Here is a 13,993-nt window from a genome sequence, read left to right on the forward strand (position 1 = left end):
GAGGCGCTGATGGTGGGCATTGTTCGGATGGCTACTGCTGATGCTGTACTCACCCGCTCTAACCGAAGATGAGCACTCCGGCTAAGGCGAGCCCGGCCACCCAGACGGTGGAGATGGCTGCGAGGATGAACGGCTTGAGCCCGACAGCCAGCAGAGACTTCACGTGCACTCCGGTGCCCAACGCGAACATGGCTGCAGCCAGCAGGAAGCTTTCGCCCGTTTTGGACAGGTCCAGGGCTACTGCGGGAAGCCATCCGGTGGCGCGAAGAGCCATCATAAGGATGAAAGCGAGAACAAACAAGGGCATGATGGGAGGCTTCTTCGACGTTGAGGAAGCGCCCATTGACCGGCGCTGACGAACACTGACAACTGCCATGACAGGCGCCAGCATCAGGACCCTGGCCAGTTTGACGATGACCGCTACGCCGAGTGCTGTGCCACTGATTGTGCCGCCAGCGGCGACTACCTGAGCCACTTCGTGAATCGATCCGCCGGCCCATAGCCCCGCTTGGTAGTCGCCAAGCCCCAGGAGGCTCGCCGCAGCTGGTAGTAAGGGAATCATGAGGGTCCCGAAGATGACGACCAAGGCTACAGCGGTCATAACTTCTCGGCGTTCCTTGGTTTCAATGACACCGTCGACGGCGGCCACTGCGGCGGCACCACAGATGGAGAAACCGCAGCCAATCAAGAGTCGCTGGGTGGGGCTGACGCCGAGCCATTTTCCCATCACCAACGTCCCGGCAATGCCCAATCCGACAATGCCAACCACTACCAAGATCAAGCCGGGGCCTAAGGAAAGCACGTCACTGACCAGTAGTTGATAGCCCAAGAGTACGACGCCGGCGCGCAGCAGCGTCTTGGCTGCAAAGTTCAGGCCGGGCCGGAGCCGATCCGGGATGGCAATGAGGTTGCACAGTAGGACGCCGAGGATAATCGCAATTAAGAGGGTGCTAGTCCCGGGCAATAATGATGTGATTCCCAGTGCGGCAGCTGCTGCTAGAGCGCTGACGGTCAGTCCAGGTGCCAGCGACTTCCAGCGGGCCGGTCCCCAGCCTGCCAAAAAAGAGGTGAAACGCTTTCCGGCTGCGCTCAGGGAAGTATTTTTGGGGGTGGGTGGGGTGCCGGGGGTGAGTTCCTTGATGGTCATGATTCTATGATTTCGCCTCAGTGCATGGCGCGGTAGACGCCAATCATGCATGCAGGTATATCGTTTTGATATGACCACACGCTGGCCGGATTTGGCGGCCCTTGAAGTTTTCGTTGCTGTCGCCAGGACGGGCAGCCTCAGTGCCGCCGCGCGCAGCGTAGGCATGGCCCAACCCAATGCGACGCGCGCTATTGCCAGGCTGGAGCATGATCTTGGCGTGTCACTGTTGGTCAGGCGCACTTCGGGATCTTCGCTCACGGAAGCTGGTCAGACGCTGTTGGAGGGGGCTGTGGACATCATTGGCGCATCCCGCAGCTGGCTGCGGGATGCGGGTGATTTGGGGGAGGAGGGCCGTGCTCATTTAGCCGTTGGTGCAAGCCTGACAGTTGCCGAGTACCTGATGCCCGGCTGGCTTGCTGCGTTGAAACGCGAGCACCCGCAGCTGTTGGTGGGTTTGGTGGTGGAGAATTCGCGTCGTATTTTTGAGGAACTTGCCAACGACGTGATCGACGTTGGTTTTGTTGAATCGCCGAACATCCCCAAAGGTCTGCGACGTCTTGCTGTGTCCACGGACCACTTGAGCGTGGTGGTGGCGCCAGGCCACGCATGGGCTAACCGCGCTTTCCCGTTATCCGCATCGGAGCTTGCTGCCGAAGCACTTGTCGTCCGGGAGCGAGGTTCAGGTACCCGCACTGTGCTGGAACGAGCGTTGCACGGTCACGCACAGTTAGCACCAGCGCTGGAGCTGGGAAGTAATGCTGCCGTGCGTCTGGCGGTGGAAGCCGGAGCGGGGGCTGCAGTATTGAGCGACTTCGTGATCCGCGCACAAGTTGATCGTGGAGAACTCGTGGAAGTGGCTGTCGCGGGTATTTCGCTGGCCCGACGCATCCGAGCTGTATGGAAGGGGCCACGTGTTCTTAGCGGCCCAGCCGGAGACTTGGTCGCGCGTGCTCGCCAAGGCTATGGTCCTGGTCGCGCTAGTAATGCCGGGCTAGGCTCAAGTCATTGAAGTAGGTATTCGGTGCAATTGGCGAAGACCAGATAGAAAATGAGAACAAGGAGACGCTATGGACCACAAATTCGCCGTCGGGGATCACGTGCGATGGAATTCCGAAGCCGGGCACGTGCAAGGGACCATCACTAAAGTGCACACCAAAGACGTTGACTATAAAGGCCACACCCGACGCTGCACGCCAGAGGATCCGCAGTACGAGATCAAGAGCTCAACGACCGATCATATCGCCATGCACAAAGGCGACGCACTGACGAAGGTCAAGAGCTGAACACCTCGCGTGGCGCGCAAATAGTTGTGGAAAAGAACGGCAACGAGACCAACTAGTCGCTGGTCCGTGCTGTCTTGCCGGCGCTGTTTGGCCGCTACGACTAGTCAGCTACGGCTTATCGGTATTGGCTATACGGCGTCGGCGAATCGCGGAGACAAGTACCATCGTGGCCCCGGCCGCCACCGTCCACCACAAGACCCGCTTTTCCGCAGTCGCTTCCAGCCCGCTCCCCAGGCCTGCCTCCAGCGCGGCGCGACGGCGCATGCTTTTGCCCTGTGCGACTAAGAGCATGTGCTTCTCGCGCTTCTTAGCGCTGGCAGTCGTGTCCCGTGGCGGAAGCATGAGTTGGGATTCGGCCTTAATACCAGCCTGAAGCTGACGACCGCGTTCTAGTTCGGCATCCACTTGCGCTCCCAGGAGCAGCATGAGGTTGAGAATCCAGATCCACAACAGCAAGACGATTACCCCGGCAATAGACCCATATGTTTTGTTGTATTTGGAAAAATTGGCCACGTAGAAAAAGAACCCGATGGAAGCTAAGACCATAGCGATCAAGGCAACTGAAGCCCCGATGCTGATCCAGCGGAACTTTGGTTGCCTAACGTTAGGGGTGAAGTAGTACAGCACAGCGATGAGAGCAATGGCCAAGATGGCCACGACAGGCCACTTTGCGGTGTTCCACACGATGACGGCAGCATCTCCGACTCCCAGAACATTGCCGATCACTCTGGCCAGCGGGCCAGAAATCACGAGCATCAAGGCGATGGCTGCTACGAGCAGCACGGCACCCAGAGTCACGAGCAAAAGAGTTGGCCGTAGTTTCCAGACGGGTCTGCCCTCATCCGTGCCGTAAACGCGGTTCATAGCCCGACTAAAAGCGCCAACGTATCCCGATGCTGACCACAGGGCTGTGAGGAGACCTAACGCAAACGCCCAGCCTGCAGCCGAAGACCCGGCCAACGCTTTGACTGGTTCCGCAACAGCTTCGCTTACCTTGGTGCCTCCGAGCTGGCCGATGAGGTCAAGCATCACCTTGGTGGTCTCTTCTTTCTGTCCTAGCAATCCGACGATTGAGACCAAGGCCAAGATGGCGGGAAAGAGGGAGAGCACACCGTAATAAGTTAGCGCGGCGGCTAAGTCGGTACAGCCGTCGGTGCTGAATTTGCTCAGCGCACGCTTGGCAATATATTTCCAAGAGTTGGCAGGTAGCTTGATGGGGTTCTGGGGTTTCCGCGAGTCATGCGGTGACGGCGCACCTGCATGATCTACGGCTGTGCCTATTTTTACCTGAGAGCTCATTCGTCGATCCGTTCCGTCTGCGACACAGAACATTTTTGGGCCATGCCGCGCTTAGCGTTCACAATATCGCGTGTCTAGGCGGAGAACGTGGACATTTGTCGCGCCTAAGCTCAAACGAGCTAAGGCTCTAGTCTGGCCGTTCTGGGATTACTCCTGTGCACTGTGCGAGGAATCGGTCTGCGCCGTCCACCACTGCCCAGGATTCGCCACACTAAATCGGCGGCCGGTCACGGATGTTGGGATAATGCGTACAAAGGCATCTTTGTGGCCCGGCTCCAGGGGGAAAAGTTTGAGCGAAAAACTTTCCAGTACGTCTTCTGTAGAAGACAAAACATCGGCTGCGCCCTTGGCCACCACGCTCCACGCCGTGCCGTTGCGCTCATCGACGCCGTCTACTTCAAAGGCGACAGGGGCGCTGCCTATAGCACCGGTGAGCTTGGTGCCCGGGGCTGTCCGAAAGATGATGGTGCTGTGATCAACCACATAGTTGATGGGGAAAATGTCCGGATGGTCCTCCATCCAGACAGCCAGGCGTCCGACGGAGGCTTCTCGCAGCAAAGCCCAGCAGAGATTGGCAGGGAGTGTTTCAGTTTTGGAGACTTCCTGTTCGTGGCTCATGCCGATGAGCCTAGTCCGTAAGTGCACACTCCGGTAGGGTCCCCTCGGCAGAAGCCGCACGCTAGTGCCCTGCTGAAAGTGCCAGCCGGTGGGACAGCTGACGAGGCGCCCAAGTAAAGAAGCTCCGGCGCGCCTCTACCTGTGTGCGGTTAAACGCCCAACGCGGCTTTGATGTCTGCTCCCACGGCGGACAATGCGCGGGAGGCGTCGCTGCGGGCTTCATTGATTCGACCCTTTTCCGACACCGGCACAATGACCTCCAAGTAGCATTTGAGCTTGGGCTCGGTGCCGCTGGGACGGACAATGACACGGGAGTCATCATGGGTTATGTATAGCAGCCCGTCCGTGGCTGGAAGCTGTGGTGTGCCGAGGGAAAGATCGGTGCTCAGGACCACAGCTGAACCAGCAAAGGCAACGGGGGGCTGATCCCGTAATTTGCTCATCATTCTCTTGAGGTCATCGAGGTCGTTGACGCGGATGCTGATTTGTCCGCTCGCATGAAGCCCGTGTGCCAGGGCCAGCTCGTCAAGGACGTCGAAGAGAGTTCGCCCTTCAGCTTTGAGCGCAGCTGCCATCTCGGCGATGAGCAAACCGGCGGACATGCCGTCTTTGTCACGGACCACCTCCGGTGCCACGCAGTAGCCCAGTGCTTCCTCATAGCCAAACGTTAGCCCGGGTACTCGGGAAATCCATTTGAAACCGGTGAGTGTCTCTTGGTGGCGGTAGCCTGCCCCAGCGGCGATGCGTGCAAGCAAGCGAGAGGAGACGATTGAGTTGGCAAAAACGGGGACTGTGCTTCCCATGGCACCTTCCACTCGTTCCGCCCGTCCACCACGACGCGCCAGATGCGCACCCAGTAGAGCGCCCACTTCGTCCCCGTGGAACTTGTGCCATTTTCCAGTAGCGGGGTCGACGGCGCCCACGGCGGCCCTGTCTGCATCAGGATCATTGGCCAGCACAATGTCTGCCCCCACCTCGTGGGCCAGCTCAAAAGCCAGATCCAAAGCGCCTGGTTCTTCTGGGTTGGGGAAGGGGACTGTGGGGAAATCCGGGTCCGGAGCAGCCTGCTTGGCGACCGTGTGGACATCTGTGAAGCCAGCTTTATTGAGCACTGCCAGTGCTGTGTCATTGCCGACCCCGTGCATCGAGGTATGGACAATTCGAAGCTCCCGCTCCGGGAAGCTGTCCACATCCACAAGCGCTGAGACAGCGCTTATGTAGCCTTGAAGCAGGGAGTCATCAGGAACACTCCAGCCGGAGCTGGCCATGGGAATGTTAGAGGTGTCTCCCGCCTGTGCAGTGGCTGACACGCCTGCAATATGCGCGGCGATGCCCGCATCATGGGGTGCCACGATTTGTACTCCACGAGCTTGCGGAGCTACAGCTCGGTTACCCAAATAGACTTTGTAGCCATTGTCCTTCGCCGGGTTGTGGCTCGCCGTGACCATAACGCCGGCCTCGCAGCCAAGGGCACGGACGGCATAGGCCAGGACCGGCGTCGGAAGAGGCGAGGGTAGGAGGAACGTCTCAATTCCTGCAGCGGTGAAAATCGCGGCCGTCTCTGTGGCGAAATTCTCTGAATTGTGCCGAGCATCGAAGCCGACCACAGCGCGAGGCGTATATTGAGCCGCCGCGGGTTCTTGATGAGACCTTCCAGATCCCTCAGAATCCGCAAGGCCTTCAGAGAGATCCGGACGCCCCGCTTCTCCACTGCTCCGGGGGCCATTGCCGTCCTCGGCCGTGACGGCAAGGCGCAGAAGGTGCGCTGCAACCCCCGCCGCGGCGCGTCGGACTACGGTTCGGTTCATCCTGTTGGGGCCAGGACCCATGGCAGCTCGCAGCCCTGCCGTGCCGAACTGCAAGTTTCCCGCAAAGCTGTCGGCCAGTTCTGCGGCGGCGGCAGAGTCCGTCGCGGAAAGCCGGAGCAAATCCTGCAATTGCGCAGCCGTGGCAGGGTCGGGATCGTTCTGCGCCCACTGCGTGGCGGCGTTGGCAATGCCTGCACTCACGGGTGGGAGGGTGGGCTCGGTCCTGGATTCGGAAGAATGGTTCACCAGACTAATCTAACCGCAGAGCGCCTAAGTACGCAGCAGTCTGTCGGCAGTTTCCCCCCGCAGGCCCGCAGCGGCGCAGCGAGGGCCCTCCCTGCAATGCGACGAAGGCCGCGCAAACACGGGGCGCTTCTTAACAGTCCTGAAGGCTACATCTTGGCGATGATGTCCGCGAGTAAGCGCGAAATGCGGGGTCCGGCGGCCTGGCCGGCTTCGATGACCTCGGCGTGGCTCAGCGGGACAGGGCTGATGCCAGCCGCCAGGTTCGTGACGAGAGAGACGCCGAACACCTCCATGCCGGCGGCACGTGCGGCGATGGCCTCCAGCGCCGTGGACATTCCCACCAGATCGGCACCGATCCGCTTGGCATACTGTACTTCCGCCGGTGTTTCATAGTGCGGTCCCGTGAACTGTGCGTACACGCCTTCATCGAGGGAAGGGTCGACTTCGCGGGCCACGGCGCGCAGGCGGGAAGAGTAAAGATCTGTCAGATCCACAAACGTGGCGCCCTCTAACGGCGAAGTGGCTGTGAGGTTAATGTGGTCACTGATTAGCACGGGTGTGCCGGGCGCCCAGGCTTCGTTGAGCCCGCCGCAGCCGTTGGTGAGGACAAGGATCTTGGCTCCGGTAGCCGCTGCCGTGCGGACTCCATGGACCACGGCGCGGACGCCCTTGCCTTCGTAGAAGTGGGTCCGGGCGCCTAGCACCAAGACGTTCCGCCCGTCAGGAGTCCGGATAGAGGTGAGAGTGCCCACATGTCCTACGACCGCCGGTGCGCGGAAGCCGGGGACGTCGGCGGCATTGAGGGTGGCGGTCACCTCGCCAATAAGTCCGGCCGCCTCACCCCATCCCGAACCCAGTACGACGGCGAGGTCATGGGTTGGGACGCCGGTGGCGCTGGTAATATAGCTGGCCGCGTCGAGGGCCAGTTGGGTGGGATCGTCGTGGGAAATCGTCTCTGGAGTGTTCACGGATCAAACATACCGGCTTACGGGCTGTGCGAACATGTACCGGCGGGGTGTGGCCTGGACCTGGCGTCAAGTTGATGACCGGCCGTGGATAAGCGAGAATGAAGAACTGTGACCAGCGATCAAGATACATTCAAGCCCTTTGCCGTTCCTAGCCTGGCCATCTTGGGCGGTGGCCCTGGCGGTTATGAAGCGGCCATGGTCGCGGCATCCATGGGTGCCAAAGTGACAATCGTGGAACGCAACGGGGTTGGTGGTGCCGCCGTACTCACCGACGTCGTTCCTTCTAAGACGCTCATCGCTACGGCCGAGGCCATGAATCGCAGCGTAGATTCCACGGAGCTGGGCGTGAGCTTCAATGCCGACGACGGCGATCCCAAGGCAGCCATCCGTGCGGATTTGAAACTCATCAACGAGCGCGTCATCCGCTTGGCAAAAGAACAGTCCACTGACATTCGGCGCGGATTAGAAGCCGTGGGCGTGGAGATTGTGATCGGCACGGGCAAGCTGCTCGACTCTCGCACGATCGAGGTGGACCGAGGGGAAACCACGGAGATTGTCAAAGCCGACGCCATCCTGGTCTGTGTCGGGGCCCACCCTCGCGAGCTGGCGACAGCGCGCCCTGACGGTGAACGGATCCTGAACTGGACCCAGATTTACAATTTGGAAGAACTCCCCGAGGAATTGATAGTGGTGGGCTCCGGAGTCACGGGTGCCGAGTTTGCTTCCGCGTTCAACGGTCTTGGCTCAAAGGTCACACTGATTTCTAGCCGGGAGCAGGTGCTTCCGGGGGAGGATTCTGATGCGGCTGCCGTCTTGGAGAACGTTTTTGAACGCCGCGGGTTGCGCGTGCTCTCCCGCTCACGCGCCGAGGCCGTGGAGCGCACGGACGACGGCGTCGTGGTGACTTTGGGGGATGGCAGCAAGGTCACGGGCACGCACTGTCTAGTGTGTGTTGGCTCCATTCCCAACACGTCCGGGATCGGCCTCGAGGCGGCTGGGGTGGAATTGACCGCCACCGGCCACATTAAGGTCGACGGCGTCTCGCGCACCAGTGCGCCCAACGTCTACGCCGCCGGTGACTGCACGGGTGTGTTTGCGTTAGCATCGGTCGCTGCCATGCAGGGGCGAATCGCAGTGGCTCACCTCGGTGGGGACGGCGTGCGTCCGCTGAAATTGATGCAGGTTTCCTCAAATATTTTCACTTCACCGGAGATTGCGTCGGTGGGTGTTTCTGAAGCGGATCTCGCCTCCGGCAAATACCAGGGTGACGTGGTCAAGCTTTCCTTGCAGACCAATGCTCGGGCCAAGATGCGCAACGTCAATGATGGCTTTATCAAGATCATTGCTCGTAAGGGATCGGGCACCGTCATCGGTGGAGTGGTGGTGGGGGCCGGTGCCTGCGAGCTGATCTTCCCGATTGCCCTGGCCGTGACCCAAAAACTTCACGTCGACGACGTCGCAAACACCTTCACCGTGTACCCGTCCCTATCCGGATCGATCTCCGAAGCGGCGCGCCGCCTGCACGTGCACATGTAGTTCTGCGCGGAGTCAAAACCACTGCTTGTCCACATAGTGGCGCTGATTCATTGATGCGTGATGGCACTGGCTACGGTTGTGATTCATCACCGAACACCTGTGCCCGGTACCGGTTTACCAACTTCGCCCGGGGCAAAAGAGAAAGCCCAGGACATGAGCAAACCACAGACCCTTGACGCGGTCAGCGCACCTAAAGAGAACACACGCGGGCGGGTGATCGTTGCCAGCCTGATCGGCACCACCATCGAGTTTTACGACTTTTATGTCTATGCCACAGCAGCCGTCCTGGTTTTCCCGGCGTTGTTCTTCCCTAACGCGGGTGGCACCACGGCGCTGCTAAGCTCCTTCGCCATCTTTGGGGTGGCCTTTATTGCCCGGCCCCTCGGCTCAATAGTCTTCGGTCACTTTGGTGACAGGGTGGGCCGCAAAGGCACCCTGGTGGCTTCCTTGCTGACCATGGGTGTTGCCACTTTCTTGATTGGCGCCCTGCCGACAGCGCTTGTGCCGGGGTGGATATTCTGGGCACCAGCGTTGCTGGTAGTGATGCGCTTCCTGCAAGGCTTGGCTCTTGGCGGTGAATGGAGCGGTGCTGCCTTGCTGGCCACCGAGAATGCACCCGAAGGGAAACGTGCCATCTGGGGGACGTTCCCACAACTGGGTGCACCCATCGGCTTCATCTTGGCCAACGCACTCTTTCTGGGATTGAGTTTCGGATTGACGTCGGCCCAATTTAGCGCGTGGGGTTGGCGAATTCCGTTCCTGCTCAGCGCCATCATGGTGATAGTAGGGCTCTATGTCCGGCTCAAACTCGTCGAAACCCCTGCCTTCCAAAAGGTGATCGACCAAGGCGAAGTCTCAAAGCTTCCCGTGGGCAGGGTCTTTTCAAGTAGTTGGCGCCCGCTGATTCTTGGCACGTTCGTCATGCTGGCCACATACGTGCTGTTCTACCTCATGACCACGTTCACCCTGTCCTATGGGACGGCGCCGGCCACCATTGAGGCCGCAAAGGCGAAGGCCACGGCTGCCGGCAAGCCCATGGATGCCGCCTCCATTGACGCCTGGGTGGCAGGTTTGGGCTATAGTCGCAACGACTTTTTGATCATGTTGATCATTGGTGTTCTCTTTTTTGGCGTCTTCACACTTGTCTCGGGTCCGTTGGCAGAAAAGTATGGGCGACGCAAGACGCTGCTGTGGGTCACCTGCGGGATCATCGTGTTCGGACTGTTCTTCGTACCGCTCTTTGGCGCCGGAATGGTCGGGGTCATGACGTTGTTGATCATCGGATTCACGCTGATGGGTTTGACGTTTGGACCGATGGGGGCGCTGCTGCCGGAACTGTTCCCCACAAATGTGCGCTACACAGGTTCCGCGATCAGCTACAACATGGCCAGCATCTTAGGAGCGGCCGTGGCGCCGTTTATTGCCGTCGCGCTCTGGCAAACTGCGGGTGGCAGCCCCGTCCTGGTGGGTGTTTACCTATCAGTGATGGCAGTGCTGACGCTCATAGCACTGCTCATCATGAAAGAGACCCGCGACCTGGACTACACCTCCAACGTCAGCTAAGCGAGCTGGGTTGATCTCGTCACGTGGGGTCCGTTAGGTGATACGGGCCGGGTGTCAGTCTTCGATGGTAGCCAAGATGGCACCGCCGGAGACTGTGTCTCCGGCGGCCGCGGTCAGACCTGTGACGGTGCCAGCGCGGTGAGCCGTCAGCGGTTGTTCCATCTTCATGGCCTCTAGGACCACGAGCAGATCGCCCTCGGCAACGACGTCCCCGTCGGCTACTGCCACCTTCACGATGGTGCCCTGCATGGGGGAGAGCAAGGCATTGCCGTTGGCAGCCGTGGGTCCGGAGCTGCGGTTGCGCCCGGGCTTCTTCGCTTTCTTTGTCCCCGCCGACCGTGAAGCTGTGGTGAGCGCAAATGATGATGGGAGCGTCACTTCAAGGCGTTTGCCGCCTACCTCAACGGTCACACTTTGGCGAGCGCCGACGTCGTCCGGGGCATCAGTAACGCTGGCGTGCTCGAAGGCCGGAATGGTGTTGTTGAACTCCGTCTCGATCCAACGCGTGTGCGTGGTGAACGGCATCCCCTTGGCGGGGGCAAATGCGTGGTCCACCACCACAGCGCGGTGGAACGGCAGCACGGTGGGCATACCCTCGATCTGCATTTCCGCCAAGGCCCGGCTAGCGCGCTGGAGTGCTTGCTCGCGGGTGGCGCCGGTAACGATTAGTTTGGCCAGCATGGAGTCGAAATTTCCGCCAATGACTTCGCCGGCCGTGATGCCCGAGTCCACGCGCACGCCGGGGCCTGTGGGGAGGGTCAGGGTGGTCACTGTGCCAGGTGCGGGCATGAAGCCACGGCCCGCGTCTTCGCCGTTGATGCGGAACTCAAAAGAGTGGCCACGGACTTGTGGGTCGTCGTAACCAATGTCTTCACCGCGGGCCAATCGGAACTGTTCACGGACCAAGTCGATCCCGGTCACCTCTTCAGAGACCGTGTGCTCCACCTGCAAGCGTGTATTGACTTCCAGGAAGGAGATGACGCCGTCGGCGCCCACAAGAAATTCGCAGGTCCCGGCGCCTAAGTATTTGGCTTCCTTCAGGATCGCCTTTGACGACTCGTAGAGGCTCTTGTTCTGTTCTGCCGTCAGGAAAGGAGCAGGAGCTTCCTCAACCAGTTTCTGGTTGCGGCGCTGCAGGGAGCAGTCACGGGTGGAAACCACCACGACATTGCCCGCTGCGTCTGCCAGACACTGAGTCTCAACGTGGCGGGGGGCATCGAGGAAGCGTTCCACGAAGCACTCGCCGCGGCCAAAAGCGGCAACGGCTTCGCGGACAGCTGACTCATACAGTTCAGGGATTTCCGCACGCGTGCGCACCACCTTGATGCCACGTCCACCGCCACCGTAAGCGGCCTTGATGGCCAACGGAAGGCCGTGTGTGTCGGCGAAGTCAAGGACTTCCTGTGTGGATTGCACCGGGTCCTTGGTCCCTGGAACCAGCGGCGCCCCGACCTTCTTTGCAATGTGCCGTGCCTGAACTTTATCTCCCAGTGCGGCTATCGCAGCCGGGGAAGGACCAATCCAGACCAGCCCGGCGTCGATCACCTTTTGTGCGAACTCTGCGTTTTCGGACAAAAAGCCATAGCCGGGGTGGATGGCGTCTGCTCCGGAGGCAATCGCGGCGTCCAGTACTTTGTCCATATCGAGATAAGATTCGGCAGCAGTTTGACCGCCGAGCGCAAAGGCTTCGTCGGCCATGCGCACATGCAAGGCTTCCCGGTCGGGCTCGGCATACACAGCCACGGAGGCAATGCCCTCGTCGCGGGCCGCGCGGATCACGCGAACGGCGATTTCACCGCGGTTGGCGATCAGGACTTTGCTGAAATGGTTTGCACCAGCGGACTGTGAGTTGGTCACACGAGACTCCTTCTATTCTCAAGTGAGCCTAGCGTGATTGTGAGGGTTTAGCTCACGCATCATGGTGTTTGTGCGTGTAAAGCGGCTGCTTTTTGTTGGTTATCCACAAAAGTTGTTTATTCGCCGGCAATCTTTCGCAGTGTGTCCAAATGGTGATTCCATGCTGAACGGCCCTCCTGCGTCATTTTCACTGACGTCCGCGGGAATTTGCCGACGAACGCCTTTTTGATGTCAATGATCTTTGCTTTCTCCAGCAACGACAACTGTTTGCTGAGAACTGAATCGCTGACCTGAAGGGTATTGCGCAGGTCCTTGAAGTCCATAGTCTCCGTGTGGGCCAGTGCGGCTGCGATCGAGAATCGGACCGGCTGGTGCAGGACTTCGCTGAGTTCATGCCGTGGATGGTGGGCTGTGGGCTCGCTCATGCGCGTAGCTCTCGGAACGCTGCTGCCAGTCCGACGCCGGCCAAAACGATCGCGGCGCTCACATAGTAGACCGGATTGCCGTGGGGGAACGCGATAAATGCCACGAGAAGAGCTACGACGTAGAGGACCATATAGGCCGCGAGTGAGGTTAGAAAACGCTTGGAGAAGCCTGCCTTGGTGGTGCGTTGCATCAATGGCCACGTGAATGAGCTGATGACGGCCCAAAGACCCACTGATGAGGCGAGCAGTGGCGCGCCGTATCCGGTGTGGGCCACGATCTCTAGGCCGATCATGAGTAGTGAACCAAGGATGGCCAAACTGGTGAACACCATGGCGGCGGGCCACGCAGCGGCTTTGGTTGCTGTGGAGGCAATACCTTGAGCCTTGGCCAGAAGTTCTTGCGCTTCCGCTGCGGAAAGTGTGGCGTGTGGTTGCTCCATGGCGTCGCTCTCTGGTGGGGGCACTGTGGTGAACTGCAGGACTAGATCCACTATACGAAAGTACTTTCCAATACGTCAAGTGTTGGCGGCGCCTGCTCGACTTCGCGCCTGCGCGTTACCCACCACGAGTTTTGCACATAGTGCACCCTGCGTAAGATTCGTGGGGGGTTAGGCGCAGGCGGAAAGTGTCATTTCCATAAGTCGGTGATGGGTACGCCCACGGAGACCAGTAGGCGGCGCAACGTTGAAATGGATAGGCCCACTACTGTGTGTGGATCGCCTTCAATGCCAGCAATGAAGGCGCCCGCCAAGCCATCAATCGTGAACGCTCCGGCCACCTGCAGAGGTTCTCCCGTTGTGACGTACGCGTCGATCTCCGCTTCGGAGACCTCCTCAAAATGAACCACGGCGCTGGTGACCTCTCCCTGCGCAACGCCGCCAGCGCCGTCGTGCATGGAAATAAGCCAGTGACCGGTGTGGAGAATTCCAGATTTACCACTCATTTGCCGCCACCTCGCGCGGGCCACTTCCGGCTCCCAGGGTTTGCCGTAGGGCTGTCCGTCGATCTCAAACACGGAATCGCAACCAAGAACTAGGCCAGAAACTACGGTGGCAGCAACGGATTCGGCTTTGGCCTGGGCAAGGAGTAGGGCTGTCTGGGCGGGGGAGAGTGGCCCAGCGGCTGCCGTGGCGGCATCCTCATCGACGTCCGAAACCTGGACCCTGTGACGAATTCCGGCGTCGTTGAGTAATTTAGTGCGGGCGGGCGAAGCTGAGGCAAGTACAAGCTCTGGAGTCATGAT

The 13,993-nt window shown here is 59.8% G+C and carries 13 protein-coding genes; 4 read left to right on the top strand and 9 right to left on the bottom strand.

Annotated elements, in window-relative coordinates; translation table 11 throughout:
* Positions 1-58: 58 nt before the first annotated feature.
* Positions 59-1,147 carry a YeiH family protein gene (locus LOH53_RS01695; protein WP_230065978.1) on the bottom strand — a complete coding sequence of 363 codons (1,089 nt, stop codon included), beginning with the start codon at positions 1,145-1,147 and terminating at the stop codon, positions 59-61.
* Positions 1,148-1,217: 70 nt separating this feature from the next.
* Here LOH53_RS01695 and LOH53_RS01700 point away from each other — a divergent pair, with 70 nt between their 5' ends.
* Both LOH53_RS01700 and LOH53_RS01705 read left to right on the top strand, forming a co-directional pair.
* Positions 1,218-2,156: a LysR family transcriptional regulator gene (locus tag LOH53_RS01700; protein ID WP_230065979.1), complete on the top strand. Its 939-nt coding sequence runs from the start codon at positions 1,218-1,220 to the stop codon at positions 2,154-2,156.
* 58 nt (positions 2,157-2,214) lie between these two features.
* The gene (locus LOH53_RS01705; RefSeq protein ID WP_230065980.1) at positions 2,215-2,430 is read left to right on the top strand and encodes a hypervirulence associated TUDOR domain-containing protein; all 216 of its coding nucleotides are present in this window, start codon (positions 2,215-2,217) and stop codon (positions 2,428-2,430) included.
* Between the two features lie 108 nt (positions 2,431-2,538).
* Here the strand turns inward: LOH53_RS01705 and LOH53_RS01710 are convergent, their stop codons facing one another.
* The 4 genes from LOH53_RS01710 to LOH53_RS01725 all read right to left on the bottom strand — a co-directional run bounded on the left by LOH53_RS01710 (position 2,539) and on the right by LOH53_RS01725 (position 7,351).
* Complete coding sequence (locus LOH53_RS01710) at positions 2,539-3,729, bottom strand: YihY/virulence factor BrkB family protein (protein ID WP_230065981.1); 1,191 nt, start codon at positions 3,727-3,729, stop codon at positions 2,539-2,541.
* 147 nt (positions 3,730-3,876) lie between these two features.
* Positions 3,877-4,347 carry a pyridoxamine 5'-phosphate oxidase family protein gene (locus tag LOH53_RS01715; RefSeq protein WP_230065982.1) on the bottom strand — a complete coding sequence of 157 codons (471 nt, stop codon included), beginning with the start codon at positions 4,345-4,347 and terminating at the stop codon, positions 3,877-3,879.
* A 149-nt stretch (positions 4,348-4,496) separates the two neighbouring features.
* Entirely contained in the window at positions 4,497-6,356 is a 1,860-nt protein-coding gene (locus LOH53_RS01720) for a phospho-sugar mutase (RefSeq protein ID WP_230066224.1), read from the bottom strand.
* A 191-nt stretch (positions 6,357-6,547) separates the two neighbouring features.
* Positions 6,548-7,351 carry a purine-nucleoside phosphorylase gene (locus tag LOH53_RS01725; protein WP_376992036.1) on the bottom strand — a complete coding sequence of 268 codons (804 nt, stop codon included), beginning with the start codon at positions 7,349-7,351 and terminating at the stop codon, positions 6,548-6,550.
* Between the two features lie 126 nt (positions 7,352-7,477).
* Between LOH53_RS01725 and LOH53_RS01730 the strand changes: the two genes are divergently transcribed.
* Together LOH53_RS01730 and LOH53_RS01735 are read left to right on the top strand one after the other, a co-directional pair.
* On the top strand, positions 7,478-8,905 hold the full coding sequence (locus LOH53_RS01730; RefSeq protein WP_326832723.1) for an NAD(P)H-quinone dehydrogenase: 1,428 nt from the start codon (positions 7,478-7,480) through the stop codon (positions 8,903-8,905).
* A gap of 153 nt (positions 8,906-9,058) precedes the next feature.
* Positions 9,059-10,468: an MFS transporter gene (locus LOH53_RS01735; protein WP_230065984.1), complete on the top strand. Its 1,410-nt coding sequence runs from the start codon at positions 9,059-9,061 to the stop codon at positions 10,466-10,468.
* A 54-nt stretch (positions 10,469-10,522) separates the two neighbouring features.
* On the opposite strand, the gene LOH53_RS01740 is transcribed toward LOH53_RS01735, so the two are convergent.
* The 4 genes from LOH53_RS01740 to LOH53_RS01755 all read right to left on the bottom strand — a co-directional run bounded on the left by LOH53_RS01740 (position 10,523) and on the right by LOH53_RS01755 (position 13,990).
* The gene (locus LOH53_RS01740; protein WP_230065985.1) at positions 10,523-12,325 is read right to left on the bottom strand and encodes an acetyl/propionyl/methylcrotonyl-CoA carboxylase subunit alpha; all 1,803 of its coding nucleotides are present in this window, start codon (positions 12,323-12,325) and stop codon (positions 10,523-10,525) included.
* Between the two features lie 116 nt (positions 12,326-12,441).
* Entirely contained in the window at positions 12,442-12,750 is a 309-nt protein-coding gene (locus tag LOH53_RS01745) for a winged helix-turn-helix domain-containing protein (protein WP_230065986.1), read from the bottom strand.
* Complete coding sequence (locus LOH53_RS01750) at positions 12,747-13,241, bottom strand: hypothetical protein (RefSeq protein ID WP_230065987.1); 495 nt, start codon at positions 13,239-13,241, stop codon at positions 12,747-12,749. Before LOH53_RS01750 ends, LOH53_RS01745 begins: the two co-directional genes overlap by 4 nt.
* A gap of 137 nt (positions 13,242-13,378) precedes the next feature.
* On the bottom strand, positions 13,379-13,990 hold the full coding sequence (locus tag LOH53_RS01755) for a Maf family protein (protein ID WP_230065988.1): 612 nt from the start codon (positions 13,988-13,990) through the stop codon (positions 13,379-13,381).
* Positions 13,991-13,993: the final 3 nt, after the last annotated feature.

Origin of the sequence: Arthrobacter cryoconiti (assembly GCF_020905375.1) — a bacterium.
Lineage (GTDB): Bacteria > Actinomycetota > Actinomycetes > Actinomycetales > Micrococcaceae > Specibacter > Specibacter cryoconiti.

Bases quoted from the DNA above. Each gene is read 5' to 3' on its own strand.
- LOH53_RS01700 (WP_230065979.1), top strand. From the start codon at position 1,218: ATGACCACACGCTGGCCGGATTTGGCGGCCCTTGAAGTTTTCGTTGCT.
- LOH53_RS01735 (WP_230065984.1), top strand. From the start codon at position 9,059: ATGAGCAAACCACAGACCCTTGACGCGGTCAGCGCACCTAAAGAGAAC.
- LOH53_RS01705 (WP_230065980.1), top strand. From the start codon at position 2,215: ATGGACCACAAATTCGCCGTCGGGGATCACGTGCGATGGAATTCCGAA.
- LOH53_RS01755 (WP_230065988.1), bottom strand. From the start codon at position 13,990: ATGACTCCAGAGCTTGTACTTGCCTCAGCTTCGCCCGCCCGCACTAAA.
- LOH53_RS01715 (WP_230065982.1), bottom strand. From the start codon at position 4,347: ATGAGCCACGAACAGGAAGTCTCCAAAACTGAAACACTCCCTGCCAAT.
- LOH53_RS01695 (WP_230065978.1), bottom strand. From the start codon at position 1,147: ATGACCATCAAGGAACTCACCCCCGGCACCCCACCCACCCCCAAAAAT.
- LOH53_RS01710 (WP_230065981.1), bottom strand. From the start codon at position 3,729: ATGAGCTCTCAGGTAAAAATAGGCACAGCCGTAGATCATGCAGGTGCG.
- LOH53_RS01745 (WP_230065986.1), bottom strand. From the start codon at position 12,750: ATGAGCGAGCCCACAGCCCACCATCCACGGCATGAACTCAGCGAAGTC.